We start from the raw sequence: 16173 nt of genomic DNA, 5'->3' as shown, positions 1-16173 counted from the left end.
AATATGAAACTAATCAGTTGGGGTTTTATTGGTTGTGGAGAAGTGACGGAAAAGAAGTCTGGTCCAGCTTTCAATGAAGTCGAAGGCTCTCATGTTGAAGCCGTGATGAGTCGTAGTGAGACCAAAGCCCGTTCGTATGCAGAACGTCATCATATTCGTAAATGGTATACAGATGCACAGGAGTTGATAGACGATCCTGACGTTAATGCTATATATATTGCGACACCTCCGTCAAGCCATGCTACGTTTGCCATTATGGCAATGAAAGCAGGGAAGCCTGTTTATGTTGAGAAACCCTTGGCTGCAAGTTATGAAGATTGTGCTCGAATCAATCGTATTAGCGAGCAAACAGGTGTGCCATGTTTTGTCGCTTACTATCGCAGATACTTGCCTTATTTTCAGGAAGTGCATAGAATATTGAATCAAAATTTGATTGGCAATGTGACAAATGTTCAGATTAGATTCTCTGTTCCTCCTCGCGATCTTGATTATAAAAGCACTGAAAACCTTCCTTGGCGTTTGCAACCGGATATTGCGGGCGGTGGATATTTCTATGATCTTGCTCCACATCAGTTGGATATTCTGCAAGAATTATTTGGGGTTATCACTCGGGCACATGGCTATTGTGCTAATCGTGCACATCTGTATAAGGCTGAAGATACTATCAGTGCGTGTTTTCTTTTTGAGAATGGACTACCTGGAAGTGCTTCATGGTGCTTCGTTGGACATCAAAGTGCAAAAGAAGATTGCATAGAAATCATTGGCGAAAAGGGTTCGCTTTCATTCTCAGTGTTCAACTATGACCCTATACGTCTCGTGACAAGTGAGGGAACTGAGAATATTGTTGTGCCTAATCCACCCTATGTTCAGTTGCCAATTATAAAATCAGTGATAGAAGATTTACAGGGATTTGGACTTTGTACATGTACGTCGGTCAGTGCGACTCCTGTGAATTGGGTTATGGATCGTATTCTGGGTAAATTCTGATAATCCGATGAGAAATAGGAAAATCTTTGGTATAGTCATCTTTGTCGGACTATCAATGCATGTTAACGCTGATGAACAACATAAGAAAAACTCTTTCTTTAATAAACTTTATAATATAGCGAAAGAGTTTACTCGTGTTGACTCGAACTATATAGAAGCACAAAAATACAATTATGCGGCCATGCTTCAAAATACCAATACTTACGAGATGTATCGCATATCGAATAGTAAACATCAAACAGTAGACTTAGCTCCAGATCCCAGTTATAAGGTAGGACCATATTTCGGATGGCGATGGATCTTTTTAGGTTATACCTTAGATGTTACGCACTTGTCAAGTAAAAACAAGCGAAAAGGAATTGATCTAAGCCTATATAGTAATCAGTTGGGTATTGATTTATTCTATCGCACAACAGGAACCGACTACCATATTCGCAGGATAAATCTCAATGATGACCAGAAAATAGATGTCAGTCCATTGAAGGGAGTTAACTTTTCAGGTTTGCATGCAGAGATTCGTGGCTTCAATTTATATTATATTACGAATCATAAAAAGTTCTCATATCCGGCAGCTTTCAGTCAAAGTACATGTCAAATAAAGAGTGCAGGTTCACCGATTCTTGGTATAGGATATACACATCAGAAACTTTCTATGGATTGGAATGCATTCTGTGATGTTGTAACAGACCACATCGGGCCAGTCGCAGGACTTAATAAAGCCGAACTTGATAGCGCAGGCTTATCCGTCAGCCGTGTTAAATATGACAACTATTCAGTTATGGGAGGCTATGGATATAATTGGGTCTTTGCTCGACATTGGTTGTTTGATGCTTCTTTATCGGCTTCTTTGGCCTATTTACATACAATCAGTGAAGCCGAGAAACAGCAGAACTTCTTCCGTCTTAATAAGTTTACTATTGATGGAATTGTACGATTAGGAATAGTTTATAATAACTCAAAATGGTTTGCTGGAGCAAGCTCTATCTTCCATACGTATAACTATCATGAAAAAGAATTTTCGACGAATAGTGTCTTTGGAAGTGTAAATTTCTATGTAGGTTTCAATTTTGGAAAGAAGAAATAGAAACTATTTCTCTTTCCCAACCCTGATGATTCGTATACCTGTCTGCATCGGATGCTTTGCCATGTAGGTGCGAAGTAACATCGGCTCTTCCACAACCTTGTGTCTAACTTGGCTTGCATTGAGCATGTGTAACCCATCTTTATGCCATACTGCAATGCCTATATGACTTGTATCTAATCCTTTTTTCGAAGTAATAATGGCGATGATATCACCATCTTTGATAGCATTTCGGCATTGTATGGTATTTGTAATCATATCCTTTGGAATGTAGTTGAACTGTTTGCCAGTTAAGCTTTGTTCCATTTTTCTAATCTCTTTAACCCATTCGGGGTGAGCCTTGAGCATAGGATAGTTCTCAACATGACTACTCATATAGTCTGTTTTTACAGTTTGTATCTTTGTGAAAGGCGCTTTCTTCGACTTCATTTCATAAACAAACCCAAGTTTATTGTTGTTGCTAATCCAGTGCGTAAAGTAGTGTAATCTCGTGGGATAACCTACTTTTCCATCTTCATACCTAAGCATTCGGAGGTAATAACAAAAGTCTAAGAAGGTGGGTTGCTTCTTGTTTTCTGTACATAGTGTTAATGCAAGCACATTTTCTACATAGGTTGTACAATCCAATTGATGCAGATTGACAATCAATTGTTCTTCTTTATTGACTTCTAATGTTTGTGCTACATAAGGGATTCCTATTAGTTGACGCGCATAAAAGAGGATAAGATTTTTGTCTTTTGCAAGTTTTTTCCCCTTATTTAGTAGTTGCATTACTTTAATGCTGTCTGATTTTGTATATTTGATAGCAGCATACGATGGCATTGTAATGATGATAAGTAATGCCAATAAGATTTTCTTCATTTTTATATTTTATGTCTAAATCCTTATAATTTGTTTTACCCCTTTTACCGTTTTCAGTTTCTTGATGAGTTGATTCAGCTTACTATTGTCTTCAATCATCAACACCACATTACCACTAAAAAGTCCATCGTGCGAATCAATATTAATAGAACGCATCGTAAGCTTATCCTCTTTAGAGATAATGTTCGTGATATTGCTTACAATTCCAATATCATCATTGCCAATAATTCGAAGTGTAATGGCATATTGACTCGTTCCTTTTCCACTCCATTTTGCCTTTACTATGCGATAGCCAAAGCGTTTCCTAAGTTCTGGAGCATTAGGACAATTATTGCGATGGATAGTGATACCGCCATTAACCGTAACGAAACCAAAAACATCATCACCATAAATTGGATGACAACATTGTGCTAATTTGTAATCGATTCCTTTCAGATTACGGTCTATAACAAGCACGTCATCGTTCTTATATGCAAACTTTTCGTTGGGATTTTCATATTCAAAGTTCTCTGCACTCTCTGCTTGTCTTGTCCCATTATCGTGGTCTCTAAGTTCCAAGTAGCGTTCAATGACTGTATTTGCATCAAGCTTTTCATCAGCAATATCTTTATAGAAGTCAGATGTTTCTTTATATCCCATCTTCTTGATGACATGGGACATCATACTTTCTTCTATTTCAATTTTTTTATTTTTGAATCGTCTTTCTAAGAGTTCTTTTGCATACAATCCGTCTTTGGCTTGTGTTTCTTTCAATGCAAGCCTTATCTTTGCTTTTGCTTTTGAACTTTTTACAATGTTAAGCCAATCTCGTTTGGGCTTTTGGCTGCTTTGCGTTTGTATTTCAACTGTATCGCCTGAATGCAGCTTTTCTCTGAAACCAACAGCCTTACCATTGATTTTTCCTCCCGTACAAGTGTTTCCTATGTTCGAATGTATATGGTAAGCAAAGTCCAAAATTGTAGCACCCTTTGGGAATTTCAGTAAGTCTCCCTTCGGTGTGAATACATAAACTTCATCTTCATAGAGGTCCATTTTGAACTGATCCATAAGTTGGAGGTCATCATTATTCTCTAAAGCAGATCGTATATTGGCTAACCATTCATCGATTCCCCCTTCACTTTTAATGCCTTTATAACGCCAGTGAGCTGCCAAACCATGTTCTGCAATCTCGTCCATGCGTTCTGTTCTGATTTGCACTTCTACCCATTTGTTCTCTGGACCAAGTACTGTGATGTGTAAACTCTCATATCCATTGCTCTTAGGAACGCTCAACCAATCGCGCAATCGCTTGGGATTAGGTTGATACATATCTGTAATGATAGAGTAGGCTTGCCAACATTGCATCTTTTCTTTCTCCAAAGGAGCATCAATAATGATTCGAATGGCAAAGAGATCATATATTCCTTCGAACTTACATTTCTGTTTTTTCATCTTCTGCCAGATGGAATGTATGCTTTTCGTTCGGCCTTTCATGTGGAATTTTAGACCAGCCGATGCAAGCTGTTTCTCAATTGGTTCAATGAAACGTTTAATGTAAGCATCGCGTGAAGACTTAGTAGCGTTTAGAGAATCCTTTATCATATAGTATACATCATGCTCAAGATACTTTAAGCTAAGGTCCTCTAATTCACTCTTAAGTTTATACAAACCAAGTTTATGAGCGAGTGGAGCATAGAGATAGTTTGCCTCTTCACTCACTTCTTTTTGCGCGTCTTTTGCCTGCGTGTCACGTATCTGACGCATGAGATTAACTCTGTCTGCAATCATGATAAGTATTACACGCATGTCTTCAGAGAATGAAATCAGTAGGTTTCTAAAGTTTTCACTCTCAATAACGGGATTCTTCTTGTATAGATTATGAATTTTAACTAAGCCAAGAACGATTCGGGCAACTCCTTCACCAAACTTACTTTTTATGTTGTCTATGGTCAAATGACCATTTAAGATAAGTGGAAAAAGCATGGTGGCAAGTACACCTTCTCGTTTTAATCCAATCTCATCAACTGCAATTTGAGCCGTACGAAGTGCCTGCAATATTGGATTTAATCCGAAGATATCGCGTTGTACATGCCCTTCATCAATAGCTGTTATCAGCTGTTCTCGTAGTTGTTGTTCGTCATCTTCCTTTAAGGAGGTGCCTATAATTTGCCGAAGATGAAAGAGTATCTCCTTTGTTTCTTCAAGTTCCGGCTTAGTAAATTCAAATTTATCCATATTTATTGATGTTGTTGCCTCAAAAGATCATTCACCGTTTTTACGGGATTAAATGTTTCAAGAGGCACTTCTACAAAAATGGTATTCCAATTACTCATCGCACCATTCCACAGGCCTGGTAACTCTTGTGCTTTTAGTTCGCGCCCGTCTTTACTTTTGTTTGTGACAAATCCTGTAGAATGGTCAACATAATTAGGTAGAGTAAAAGAATTACCTTGGTAGTCTTTAATCGCACAAACCAAATCAACGGGATTGAAATGTGTACCATTTCTAAACATCTCTACATAGGCTTTGTTGCTCTTGTCTATTTGACTACTCTCCAAGATTTGCGGACTTATTGTTCCATCTTCATTGTATGTTAGGAATGGACCTCCTCCTGGTTCGCCTATATTCTTTACGACTCCACAAACTCGTATGGGACGATTTAGTTTTTCTTTAAGATATTCTTTTAAATCATTATCATTCAGTTTATTGATATCTTTCTTGTGGCAGCATAATACTGTTTGTACGAATTGCTTAATTTCTTCCAGCTTTTCGTGATTGCAATCTTTGACTTCTAATTGTTTAATATAATCGAAAACCTTTTGTTGTGTATCAACTAATATTCCAGCAAGTAGCTGTTTATAGGTAACCGTTGAGGATTTAAGTCTGTCGGGAACAACGTTGTCGATATTTTTGATGAATACAATGTCTGCGTCAATTTCATTGAGATTTTCAATCAATGCACCATGGCCTGCAGGGCGGAATAGCAAACTTCCATCTGCATTTCGGAAAGGAGTATTATCTGGATTGACAGCAATTGTATCAGTACTTGGCTTTTGTTCTGAAAAACTAATATGATATGTTACACCAAATTGCTTGGCTAAATGGTCTGCTTTTTCTTTAACTTTAGTCTTGAATAATTCTAAATGGTCATGACTAACGGTGAAATGAATGTTTGCTTCACCATTACAATCAGCGTAAAGTGCAGCCTCTACCAAATGTTCTTCCATCGGTGTACGAGGGCCATCAACATAGTTGTGAAACAAAAGTAAGCCTTTGGGCAGGTTACCATAGTTCAGTCCGTTGCTTTGTAATAACTGACTTACGATATCTTTATATCTATTTTCAGCAAGCAAAGTAGGGATATCTTTCTTTAGATACTGCAGACAAGCTTCGTTTAGTGCGTCATAGAAGGCAAACTTCTTTAATCCTTCAAAGAATGTTTTCTCAAATTCTGTTGTTGGAACCTCATAAGAAGCCGAAAGAAATGCAAACAAATCTTTGAACATTCTGCTTGCCGCACCGCTTGCGGGGACAAATTTTACTATCTTATGGGATTGTTTTTTATATTCTTCCCAAAGCTTAATATAGTTGGCTTGCACTTCGTTTGATGGTGCGATAATCCCATTTCCTACTGCAGCAGCAGCTTCAAGATGCAAAAAAGGAAAGCCCTTTGCAAAATGATTTAATTGTACTTCAATCTGTTGTTCACTGATTCCGTGTGATGCTATTTGCTTGAAATCTTGCTCTGTTAGTGCCATATTTCTTTCGATTAGATTAAAATTTTCGTTATACAACGACAAATTTACAATAATTTTCTGTTATTTTCTATAAAACAAAATGAAATCTATATTAAATTAATCTATTTCTCTTTGTTTGATGTTTCTTTTTCAATATATCTTTAATCTATATCTTCTTCTGACCTGAAACATTATATACAGATGTTCATAGATAGAGATTTTATTTAATGAACCAGTATAATATGTTTAACCAAGCCATTCAACTCCTCTTATCAGGTTATTTGTTATGAATTTCAAAATGTATCATTTTACGTTCCCATCTGCGTCATATTGCGCTCTAAAATCAATGATATTACAGCCTAATATGGCTTGTTTTGCAACTTGTTTTTGCATGTCTTTTTATATGAGGAGGTATATTCCTTGTGTTTCTTGCAGTTTTTAAAGCTGTTTTTTTGTTGCTAATACTCACAAAGATGCATATTTGAAATAATGTGATGGCTTAATAATGCCATTTTGTTGTGTAATAAATAATCATATAGTAGGTGATAAAACATTATTTGTTTTCTTAAAAATAAAATAAAAAAACATCAGTTATTTGCATTCTAAAAAATAATTGTTAACTTTGCCTTTCGAAATACCAAACGTTGTATAGACAAATATTCTTAGGAATAATATAAAAAGGTTATCTTTTAATTATGGCAAAGATTAAAACAATAGGTATCTTAACATCGGGCGGAGATGCACCGGGTATGAATGCTGCAATACGTGCGGTTACACGTGCAGGCATTTATAATGGTTTCAACATAAAGGCAATCTATCGTGGATATGATGGTCTTATTAATGGCGAAATCGTTGATTTCACGACAGAAAACGTTAGTGGTATCATCAATCAGGGGGGCACAATGCTGAAAACTGCGCGTTCTTCGGAGTTCAAAACTCCTGAGGGTCAGCAGAAGGCCTATGATAATATTGCCAAACATGGCATTGATGCTTTGGTGGTCATCGGTGGTAATGGTTCGCTGACGGGTGCGATGAAGTTTGCTCAAGAGTTTGATATCTGTTGCATAGGTTTGCCTGGAACAATTGATAATGATCTTTATGGAACGGATAGTACGATAGGATATGACACAACAATGAACACGATTGTTGAGTGTGTTGACCGCATACGAGACACTGCACAGAGTCATGAACGAATCTTCTTTGTTGAAGTTATGGGACGTGATGCAGGCTTTTTGGCACAGAATTCTGCCATAGCTTCAGGTGCAGAAGCAGCCATTATACCAGAGGATAGCACTGATGTTGACCAGTTGGCACAATTCATGGAGCGTGGAATTCGCAAGAGTAAACGTAGCTGTATTGTTATCGTTAGCGAGAGTCCTAAATGCGGAGCAATCTATTATGCAGACCGAGTAAAGAAGGAATTTCCTCAATTTGATGTTCGCATCTCAATTTTAGGACACCTCCAAAGAGGTGGTCGTCCTACGGCGCGTGACCGCATATTAGCAAGTTGTACGGGTGTAGGGGCAATAGAAGCTATTATGCAAGGACAACGTAATATTATGGTAGGAGTGCGTAATAATGAAGTGGTTTATGTACCTTTAAGTGAGGCTATCCGAAGTGATAAACCTTTTGATAGAAACTTAATTAAAGTACTTAACGAGCTAAGTATATAGTTCTAAAAAGGTATAAAAAAACGAGTTGTATCAATTAAAAAGTTAGAATTCCTTTGCATTTTAGTTATAATATTGGTACTTTTGCTCAATAATATATTAATAGAATCAAAATATTAAAAAATAAAAGCTTATGTCACAGATTATAGGACATATCTCTCAGATCATCGGTCCGGTTATTGATGTGTACTTTGATACACAAGGTCAGGATACCGAAAAGGTGCTACCAAAAATTTATGAGGCACTAAAGTTGAAGCGTGCTGATGGTAGTGACTTGGTCATAGAAGTCCAACAACACATTGGTGAGGATACCGTTAGATGCGTTGCTATGGATAATACGGATGGTCTTAGACGCGGATTGGAAGTTGTTCGTACGGGAAGTCCTATCACAATGCCTGCCGGAGAACAAATCAAAGGACGTATGATGAACGTCATTGGTAAACCAATTGACGGCATGGCTGAACTCAATATGGAGGGTGCTTATCCTATTCATAGACCTGCACCAACCTTTGATCAACTCTCTACGCATAAAGAAATGTTGGCTACTGGTATTAAAGTCATCGATTTGTTAGAGCCATACATGAAAGGTGGAAAGATTGGTCTGTTCGGTGGAGCCGGTGTGGGAAAGACGGTTCTCATTATGGAGCTAATTAACAATATTGCCAAAGGACATAATGGTTATTCTGTATTTGCTGGAGTAGGAGAGCGTACGCGTGAAGGAAATGATTTACTTCGAGATATGCTTGATAGTGGTGTTATCAAGTATGGTGATGCATTCAAAAAGGCGATGGAAGAAGGACGATGGGATTTGTCATTAGTGGATAAGAAGGAATTGTCTGAAAGTCAGGCTACCCTTGTTTATGGACAGATGAATGAACCACCTGGGGCACGTGCATCTGTAGCATTGTCTGGACTTACTGTTGCAGAGGAATTCCGTGATCATGGAGGAAAAGATGGAGAGTCTGCTGATATCATGTTCTTTATCGATAATATCTTCCGATTCACTCAAGCTGGTTCAGAAGTTTCAGCTTTATTAGGTCGTATGCCTTCAGCTGTAGGTTATCAACCAACATTGGCCAGTGAGATGGGAGCCATGCAAGAGCGAATTACCTCAACGAAAAATGGTTCTATTACTTCTGTTCAGGCTGTTTATGTACCAGCTGATGACTTGACTGACCCTGCACCGGCAACGACTTTCTCTCACTTGGACGCTACGACTGAGCTCTCAAGAAAGATTGCCGAGTTGGGTATTTACCCAGCAGTAGATCCTTTAGGTAGTACATCTCGAATCCTTGATCCATTGATTGTTGGTAAAGAGCATTATAATTGTGCTCAAAGAGTAAAGCAATTGCTTCAACGATATAATGAGCTTCAAGATATCATTGCTATTTTAGGTATGGATGAATTGTCTGATGAAGATAAGTTAACTGTAAATCGCGCTCGTCGTGTTCAACGTTTCTTGTCTCAGCCATTCACGGTTGCAGAGCAGTTCACTGGCTTAAAGGGTGTTATGGTTCCTATTGAAGAAACGATAAAAGGTTTCAATGCCATACTGGATGGCGAGGTAGATGATCTTCCGGAACAAGCCTTTATTAACGTTGGAACGATAGACGATGTAAGAGAGAAGGCAAAGCGTCTGTTAGAGGCAGCTAAGGCATAATTATTCAAAAGTAAAGAGTTAGTTTTATTATTCAACTTAAAGCTTAAATAGCTATGCTAAATTTGCGTATTGTTTCTCCCGAAAAAGTAGTCTATGATGGTAGGGTATTACGGGTCGTTGTGCCAGGAACATTAGGGGAATTTGAAATATTGGAGAATCATGCTCCTATTATATCTTCCTTGGAAAAAGGGCTTGTAACCTATCAACCTTATGAAGGTAAGAATGAAATACTTGACATTCTCGGTGGTTTTGTAGAAGTACAAAAGAACGAGATTCGTATGTGTGTTGAACTATAGAGAAGTAAATGGCAATTCAAACAAATCGTAAATCGGCAAGCAAGAGATACATTCTTCAAGCATTGCAAATAGTATTTGCATTGTTCTTGATGGAATTATTGGCTGTACAATTATTAAAAATAAGGTTGCAGTTAACTCCGATGCTTGTGAGTTTTGGCTTTGCTTTGTTGGTTGAAATTTGCGATGCATTGATATGGAAACGCCTTGAAAGCAAGGAGGATGAAACGAAAGCTTCTTTCTTTATGGCTGTATCGGGATTTCGTTTTCTATTAGCTTGTTTAGTGTTATTCATTTATTATATGAGCACTACTCATGAGGGAATGGTAACATTCGTTGTAATGTTTGCTCCATATTATTTAGCTTTACTTGTTCATCATTCGCTTTTTTTCTCACGTTATCGTGTTAATAAGGAGACTCATCGTTAATGACAATTGATTAAAAAGATGAAACAAAGAAAATCATTACTTCTTCTCTTAATGATGGTTTGGTTGCCATTACAGCTGTTTGCAAGTCATGGCACAGAGGAAGGTAAATTAAATATTTCCGAAATAGTGCTTGGTCACCTCTCTGATGACTATGAATGGCACATAGCTTCTTACGAAGGAAAGTCGATAAGTATACCGCTTCCAATTATTGTCAGAAGTTCATCTACAGGGCAATGGACATTTTGTTTGCCAGAGGATTTACCTTCAAATTATTTCTTTGATGAGGCACATCATGGCAAGATTTACGAGAAGTTACCTGACGGAAGCACAATACGTCCTCTTGATTTGAGTATTACAAAGACTGTAGCTCAAATCTGGATAGTTGTCATTGTACTGATACTTGTCTTTTCATGTTGTTCTCGTTGGTATCGTCATCACGATTCAAAAAGTGAGGCTCCACGTGGTTTTGTTGGTGCAATGGAAATGATAGTGATGACCATTAATGACGATGTTGTAAAGTCTTCGATAGGAGAAAAGCATTATAAACCTTATGCTCCTTTCTTATTAACGATATTTTTTTTCATCCTAACTGCAAACTTAATAGGATTGATTCCAATATTCCCTGGTGGAGCAAATGTAACAGGTAACATTAACATAACATTATTCTTGGCCATTTGTTCAATGATAGTCATTAATCTTTTTGCTAATAAAGAATATTGGAAAGATATCTTTTGGCCTCATGTTCCAGTATTGCTGAAAGCACCGATTCCATTGATGCCAGTCATAGAACTGTTTGGAGTTTTCACGAAACCTTTTGCTCTAATGATTCGTCTTTTTGCCAATATGATGGCTGGACACGCTGTAATCTTGAGCTTTACTTGTGTGATATTCCTTGGCTGGTCTATGGGAGTAGGTTTTGGTATTGGTCTGAATATATTCAGTGTACTGATGCTTATCTTCATGAATTTCCTTGAGTTGTTAGTAGCTTTTGTACAGGCCTACGTGTTCACGCTATTAAGTGCTGTGTTCATTGGTATGGCGCATAAGGAAGAAGAAGTAGAATAAGAAAGAAAATAAAAATCAGTTTAAGAAATAAGAATAAAATATTAATAACAAAAAACATTAGAATTATGATGATTTCAACTTTATTGGCTGCTACTGGTCTGGCTCAGCTGGGCTGCGGTCTTGGTGCAGGTATTGCAACAATTGGTGCAGGTTTGGGTATTGGTAAGATTGGCGGTAGTGCTATGGATGCAATTGCTCGTCAACCAGAGGCATCAGGTAAGATCATGACAAATATGATTTTGACATCAGCATTTGTTGAGGGTTGTGCATTGTTTGCTATTGCAGCTTGTGCATTTATTATTAAATAAGAAATAGAAATCGATTCGAATGGAGAATTTGCCATCAATATTGACGCCTGATTTGGGTCTTCTTATTTGGATGCTCGCAGCGTTCTTGGTGGTCTTTTTCTTTCTTGCTCGCTTTGGCTTTCCCGTCATCATCAAGATGGTGGATGAGAGAAAACGATACATTGACGATAGCTTAAGCAAGGCCCATGAGGCTGCAGAGCGTTTGCTAAACATCAAGCAAGAAGGTGAAGCCCTTATACAAGAAGCCCGAGAACAACAGGCTAAGATAATGAAGGATGCGGCTACAACCCGTGATGCCATTATCGAGCAGGCACAGGAAAAGGCTCGCGATGAGGGCGCACGAATCATCTCTGAAGCAAAAAAGCAGATAGAGGTGGAGAAACAAAGTGCTATTCGCGATATTCGTTCACAGGTGGCTGAACTCAGTATTCAAGTAGCTGAAAAGATCCTTCGAGAGAAGTTGTCAACAGACAAGTCACAAATGGAAATGATAGATAGGCTGTTAGATAACGTTTCTAAAAAAGAAAGTAAAGATTAAAAATTGTAGTTTATGGATTTAGGTGTTATATCTGTTCGATATGCCCGGGCTCTTTTGAAAGGTGCTCTTGCAGAAAAGCAAGAAGATGAGCTATATAAAGAAATGCAAATTCTTTATAAAAGCTATCTTGAGGTACCCGAATTGAGAACTACTATTGATAACCCTATGCTTGCGAAAGAAAAAAAACAGAAGGTTCTTGAAATCGCTTGTGGTGATGATATTACTAATCTCACAAAGCGTTTTATTGATCTTGTGTTAAAGAAGGATAGGGAATTTGCACTGCAATTCATGGCTGCATCTTATATTACGCTTTACAGAAAGTTTAAGAATATCACTCGTGGTAAATTGATCACAGCGGCAGATGTCAGTCTTGAAACTGTTGAAAAGATGAAGCGAATGGTTGAAAACAGAACTCGAGGAACTGTAGAATTCAATACAGAAGTCGACAAAGAACTCATTGGAGGGTTTGTTCTTGAATACGATGACTATCGTATGAATGCCAGCGTTAAGAGTAAACTTCGTCGTATTCTATCAGATCTTAAGAAATAATAATTCAGTTTAATAGAAAGAAAAGATGTCAGATAAAATTAAACCAAGTGAGGTCTCTGAAGTACTTCTCAAAGAGTTGGAGGGCATCAACAGCGGAGAGCAGTTCGACGAAATAGGTACAGTACTTACTGTTGCAGATGGCGTTGCACGTGTTTATGGACTTCGTAATGTTGAAGCCAGTGAACTTCTTGAGTTTGAAAATGGTACAATGGCCATTGTAATGAACTTGGAAGAAGACAATATCGGATGTATACTCTTAGGTCCAACGTCTGGAATTAAGGAGGGAGAGACTGTAAAGCGTACACATCGTATTGCTTCTATTATGGTCAATGACAATTTCCTTGGGCGTGTTGTCAATCCTCTTGGCCAGGCCATTGATGGTCTTGGCGATATTGATTTGACGGATGCCTTTGAGATGCCATTGGACCGTAAGGCGCCAGGTGTTATCTATAGACAACCTGTAAAGGAACCTTTACAGACTGGTTTGAAAGCCGTTGACTCTATGATTCCAATTGGTAGAGGACAACGTGAGCTTATTATTGGCGACCGACAGACCGGAAAGACTGCAATTGCTATAGATACAATTCTAAACCAGAAGAGTTTCTATGATGCAGGGAAACCTGTTTATTGTATTTATGTTGCTATTGGGCAGAAGGCGTCAACTGTTGCTACACTTGTGCAAACGCTAAAGGATCGTGGTGCTTTACCTTATACAATTATTGTTAGTGCGACGGCGGCTGATCCTGCAGCCATGCAATATTATGCTCCTTTTGCCGGTGCTGCTATTGGTGAATATTTCCGTGATCGCGGACTCAGTGCGCTTGTTGTATATGATGATTTGTCAAAGCAGGCTGTTGCATATCGTGAGGTTTCTTTGATTCTTCGTCGTCCTTCAGGTCGTGAAGCCTATCCTGGTGATGTGTTCTATCTTCACTCTCGTTTATTGGAACGTGCTGCGCGCATTAACAATCAGCAAGAGATAGCAGAACAAATGAATGATCTTCCTGAGAGCATGAAAGGACATGTTCGTGGTGGCGGCTCATTAACAGCTTTACCAATTGTTGAGACTCAGGCCGGAGACGTATCTGCTTATATTCCTACAAACGTTATTTCTATCACTGACGGACAGATATATTTGGAGACAAACTTATTTAATCAAGGATTCCGTCCGGCCATTAACGTGGGTATCTCTGTGTCTCGTGTGGGTGGTTCTGCACAGATAAAGAGTATGAAAAAGGTTGCAGGTACATTAAAACTTGATATGGCTCAATATCGTGAATTGGAAGCTTTCTCAAAGTTCTCCAGTGATATGGATGCCGTAACAGCTATGACTCTGGATCGTGGCCGCAAGAATAATCAGTTGCTTATTCAACCACAATACAGTCCAATGCCTGTTGGAGAGCAGATTGCAATCCTTTATTGTGGAGTACATGGATTATTGCACGATGTTCCGGTTGAGCAGGTTCGTGATTGTCAAGACCAGTTCTTGGATGCAATGCGTTCTTCACACCGTGATGTCATCAGTAGCTTGGCAGATGGTCAATTGACTGATGAGGATATAAAAGCGATTGAAGAAACTATGGCAAGTATAGCTGGCCAATACAAAAAGTAATCATTAAACACGCATTGAGATGCCTTCATTAAAGGAAATAAAGACACGCATAGCTTCTGTCAGTAACACGCGTAAGATTACAAGTGCCATGAAGATGGTGGCATCAAGTAAACTTCATCATGCGCAAACTGCCATTCAGAATATGTTGCCTTATGAGACTTTATTAGAGCATGTTATGAAGTCTTTTCTCGTTACAATTCCTGAAGTTCAGAATGAATTTGAGGCAATACGTGATGTGAAAAGGGTAGCACTTGTAGTTTTTACCAGTAATAGCTCATTGTGTGGTGGCTTCAATAACAATATTCTTAAGATGTTTCAACAGGCTGTTGATAATTATAAGGTCCAGGGGATTGACGATATTCTTGTCTATCCAATCGGTCGAAAGATTGAAGACTATTGTGTGAAGCGAGGAATAAAGATTGCTGGGAGTTTTCTTGAATTGGCTGAAAAGCCTAAAGCCTCTGATTGTGCAGACATTTCAAAAGAGCTTCAATCGAAGTTTCTTGCGCACGAAATTGACAAAGTAGAGTTGATTTACCATCATTTCAAATCTGCTGGAAGTCAGATTCTAACGCGTAAGATGTTCCTGCCGATAGACTTGTCTACGGAAAAGATTGGCCTCGAAAATGATCGCGATTTGTCAAGCAATGTTGCTACGGCAAAGGCACAAGAATATCTCAGAAAGCGTAAAGAAGCTAAGGAAGCCAAGGAAAAGGCCGAATCAAAAGCACTGAATGATAATTTCATTGTAGAGCCGAGTCTTGACGCTGTGCTTGAAACGTTGATTCCAAAAGAACTCAATCTTCAAGTGTTTACTGCTTTGCTCGATAGTAATGCCAGTGAGCATGCTGCACGAATGGTTGCGATGCAGACGGCTACGGATAATGCAAATGAACTACTTCGTATGCTCAGTTTGCAATATAACAAGAGTCGTCAGCAGGCCATCACAAACGAATTGCTTGATATTGTTGGAGGAACAGTCAATAATTGATAGTTCTCTCTTTAATTTAATCATAATAAAAAGGATATTGTATCAAGACAATATCCTTTTTGTTTTATATTCATACAATCTTTTAACTTGTTAGAATATTCCTTTCAGTGCGATTCACATTGTGTGGCGATATTGCTACAAACAGGCATTAATTGCATATAAAACCATGGGGTTTGAATTTTATTTCTTTAATTTTTTGGTCAATTCGAAATAATATTCTACCTTTGCGCCAGTTTCTAAACAAATAAGGAGTTGAGATTAACAGAGAATCATATCGTTTTGCGGCAATCTAATGCTCGTTTGGAGCATGGATTTATGGCTCAAAAAAAGAGTGACTTTTTTGCAAAAAAGTCATCAAATTATTTGGTAGTTCCAAATAATTTGCTACTCTCTCTCTCTCTCTCTCTCTCTCTC

The 16173-nt window shown here is 38.2% G+C and carries 15 protein-coding genes; 12 read left to right on the top strand and 3 right to left on the bottom strand.

Going from position 1 to position 16173, the window contains the following annotated elements; translation table 11 throughout:
* Window positions 1-3 precede the first annotated feature (3 nt).
* Together HMPREF9145_RS05960 and HMPREF9145_RS05955 are read left to right on the top strand one after the other, a co-directional pair.
* Window positions 4-987 carry a Gfo/Idh/MocA family protein gene (locus HMPREF9145_RS05960; protein ID WP_021825520.1) on the top strand — a complete coding sequence of 328 codons (984 nt, stop codon included), beginning with the start codon at window positions 4-6 and terminating at the stop codon, window positions 985-987.
* 7 nt (window positions 988-994) lie between these two features.
* On the top strand, window positions 995-2071 hold the full coding sequence (locus tag HMPREF9145_RS05955; RefSeq protein WP_021825484.1) for a DUF4421 domain-containing protein: 1077 nt from the start codon (window positions 995-997) through the stop codon (window positions 2069-2071).
* A gap of 3 nt (window positions 2072-2074) precedes the next feature.
* Here HMPREF9145_RS05955 and HMPREF9145_RS05950 read toward each other — a convergent pair whose 3' ends face one another.
* Genes HMPREF9145_RS05950 through HMPREF9145_RS05940 form a run of 3 tightly spaced genes read right to left on the bottom strand, consistent with a single transcriptional unit; the run spans window position 2075 to window position 6666 of the window.
* Window positions 2075-2929 carry an N-acetylmuramoyl-L-alanine amidase-like domain-containing protein gene (locus HMPREF9145_RS05950; RefSeq protein WP_021825506.1) on the bottom strand — a complete coding sequence of 285 codons (855 nt, stop codon included), beginning with the start codon at window positions 2927-2929 and terminating at the stop codon, window positions 2075-2077.
* 15 nt (window positions 2930-2944) lie between these two features.
* Complete coding sequence (locus HMPREF9145_RS05945; RefSeq protein ID WP_021825499.1) at window positions 2945-5143, bottom strand: RelA/SpoT family protein; 2199 nt, start codon at window positions 5141-5143, stop codon at window positions 2945-2947.
* Window positions 5144-5145: 2 nt separating this feature from the next.
* Window positions 5146-6666, bottom strand: a complete 1521-nt coding sequence (locus HMPREF9145_RS05940) for a DUF4301 family protein (protein ID WP_021825460.1) — start codon at window positions 6664-6666, stop codon at window positions 5146-5148.
* Between the two features lie 674 nt (window positions 6667-7340).
* Between HMPREF9145_RS05940 and pfkA the strand changes: the two genes are divergently transcribed.
* The 10 genes from pfkA to HMPREF9145_RS05890 all read left to right on the top strand — a co-directional run bounded on the left by pfkA (window position 7341) and on the right by HMPREF9145_RS05890 (window position 15759).
* Complete coding sequence (pfkA, locus tag HMPREF9145_RS05935; RefSeq protein ID WP_021825510.1) at window positions 7341-8318, top strand: 6-phosphofructokinase; 978 nt, start codon at window positions 7341-7343, stop codon at window positions 8316-8318.
* A 130-nt stretch (window positions 8319-8448) separates the two neighbouring features.
* Window positions 8449-9975: a F0F1 ATP synthase subunit beta gene (gene atpD / locus HMPREF9145_RS05930; protein WP_021825486.1), complete on the top strand. Its 1527-nt coding sequence runs from the start codon at window positions 8449-8451 to the stop codon at window positions 9973-9975.
* A gap of 53 nt (window positions 9976-10028) precedes the next feature.
* Window positions 10029-10271, top strand: a complete 243-nt coding sequence (gene atpC, locus HMPREF9145_RS05925; RefSeq protein ID WP_021825458.1) for an ATP synthase F1 subunit epsilon — start codon at window positions 10029-10031, stop codon at window positions 10269-10271.
* An 8-nt stretch (window positions 10272-10279) separates the two neighbouring features.
* Window positions 10280-10696 carry a hypothetical protein gene (locus tag HMPREF9145_RS05920; RefSeq protein ID WP_036906829.1) on the top strand — a complete coding sequence of 139 codons (417 nt, stop codon included), beginning with the start codon at window positions 10280-10282 and terminating at the stop codon, window positions 10694-10696.
* An 18-nt stretch (window positions 10697-10714) separates the two neighbouring features.
* Window positions 10715-11761, top strand: coding sequence for a F0F1 ATP synthase subunit A (gene atpB, locus HMPREF9145_RS05915; protein WP_036906827.1), 1047 nt, complete (start codon window positions 10715-10717; stop codon window positions 11759-11761).
* A 65-nt stretch (window positions 11762-11826) separates the two neighbouring features.
* Window positions 11827-12069 (top strand): ATP synthase F0 subunit C, encoded by a 243-nt coding sequence (gene atpE / locus HMPREF9145_RS05910; RefSeq protein WP_008564022.1) that lies wholly within the window; start codon window positions 11827-11829, stop codon window positions 12067-12069.
* Window positions 12070-12088: 19 nt separating this feature from the next.
* Window positions 12089-12607, top strand: a complete 519-nt coding sequence (atpF, locus tag HMPREF9145_RS05905) for a F0F1 ATP synthase subunit B (protein ID WP_007133526.1) — start codon at window positions 12089-12091, stop codon at window positions 12605-12607.
* A gap of 12 nt (window positions 12608-12619) precedes the next feature.
* A complete protein-coding gene (locus HMPREF9145_RS05900) occupies window positions 12620-13156 on the top strand; it encodes a F0F1 ATP synthase subunit delta (RefSeq protein WP_007133527.1) in 537 nt (178 codons plus the stop codon).
* Between the two features lie 25 nt (window positions 13157-13181).
* The gene (atpA, locus tag HMPREF9145_RS05895; RefSeq protein WP_021825522.1) at window positions 13182-14768 is read left to right on the top strand and encodes a F0F1 ATP synthase subunit alpha; all 1587 of its coding nucleotides are present in this window, start codon (window positions 13182-13184) and stop codon (window positions 14766-14768) included.
* 19 nt (window positions 14769-14787) lie between these two features.
* Window positions 14788-15759, top strand: a complete 972-nt coding sequence (locus tag HMPREF9145_RS05890) for a F0F1 ATP synthase subunit gamma (RefSeq protein ID WP_021825507.1) — start codon at window positions 14788-14790, stop codon at window positions 15757-15759.
* Window positions 15760-16173 lie beyond the last annotated feature (414 nt).

Source organism: Segatella salivae F0493, from assembly GCF_000477535.1.
GTDB classification, from domain to species: Bacteria; Bacteroidota; Bacteroidia; order Bacteroidales; family Bacteroidaceae; genus Prevotella; species Prevotella salivae.
The sequence above is the reverse complement of the archived record's forward strand: the minus strand, read 5'-3'. Positions and strand labels throughout refer to the sequence as shown.

What these genes read in the sequence shown, in the direction of transcription:
- HMPREF9145_RS05960 (WP_021825520.1), top strand. Translation starts at nt 4, where the DNA reads ATGAAACTAATCAGTTGGGGTTTTATTGGTTGTGGAGAAGTGACGGAA.
- HMPREF9145_RS05955 (WP_021825484.1), top strand. Translation starts at nt 995, where the DNA reads ATGAGAAATAGGAAAATCTTTGGTATAGTCATCTTTGTCGGACTATCA.
- HMPREF9145_RS05950 (WP_021825506.1), bottom strand. Translation starts at nt 2,929, where the DNA reads ATGAAGAAAATCTTATTGGCATTACTTATCATCATTACAATGCCATCG.
- HMPREF9145_RS05945 (WP_021825499.1), bottom strand. Translation starts at nt 5,143, where the DNA reads ATGGATAAATTTGAATTTACTAAGCCGGAACTTGAAGAAACAAAGGAG.
- HMPREF9145_RS05940 (WP_021825460.1), bottom strand. Translation starts at nt 6,666, where the DNA reads ATGGCACTAACAGAGCAAGATTTCAAGCAAATAGCATCACACGGAATC.
- pfkA (WP_021825510.1), top strand. Translation starts at nt 7,341, where the DNA reads ATGGCAAAGATTAAAACAATAGGTATCTTAACATCGGGCGGAGATGCA.
- atpD (WP_021825486.1), top strand. Translation starts at nt 8,449, where the DNA reads ATGTCACAGATTATAGGACATATCTCTCAGATCATCGGTCCGGTTATT.
- atpC (WP_021825458.1), top strand. Translation starts at nt 10,029, where the DNA reads ATGCTAAATTTGCGTATTGTTTCTCCCGAAAAAGTAGTCTATGATGGT.
- HMPREF9145_RS05920 (WP_036906829.1), top strand. Translation starts at nt 10,280, where the DNA reads ATGGCAATTCAAACAAATCGTAAATCGGCAAGCAAGAGATACATTCTT.
- atpB (WP_036906827.1), top strand. Translation starts at nt 10,715, where the DNA reads ATGAAACAAAGAAAATCATTACTTCTTCTCTTAATGATGGTTTGGTTG.
- atpE (WP_008564022.1), top strand. Translation starts at nt 11,827, where the DNA reads ATGATGATTTCAACTTTATTGGCTGCTACTGGTCTGGCTCAGCTGGGC.
- atpF (WP_007133526.1), top strand. Translation starts at nt 12,089, where the DNA reads ATGGAGAATTTGCCATCAATATTGACGCCTGATTTGGGTCTTCTTATT.
- HMPREF9145_RS05900 (WP_007133527.1), top strand. Translation starts at nt 12,620, where the DNA reads ATGGATTTAGGTGTTATATCTGTTCGATATGCCCGGGCTCTTTTGAAA.
- atpA (WP_021825522.1), top strand. Translation starts at nt 13,182, where the DNA reads ATGTCAGATAAAATTAAACCAAGTGAGGTCTCTGAAGTACTTCTCAAA.
- HMPREF9145_RS05890 (WP_021825507.1), top strand. Translation starts at nt 14,788, where the DNA reads ATGCCTTCATTAAAGGAAATAAAGACACGCATAGCTTCTGTCAGTAAC.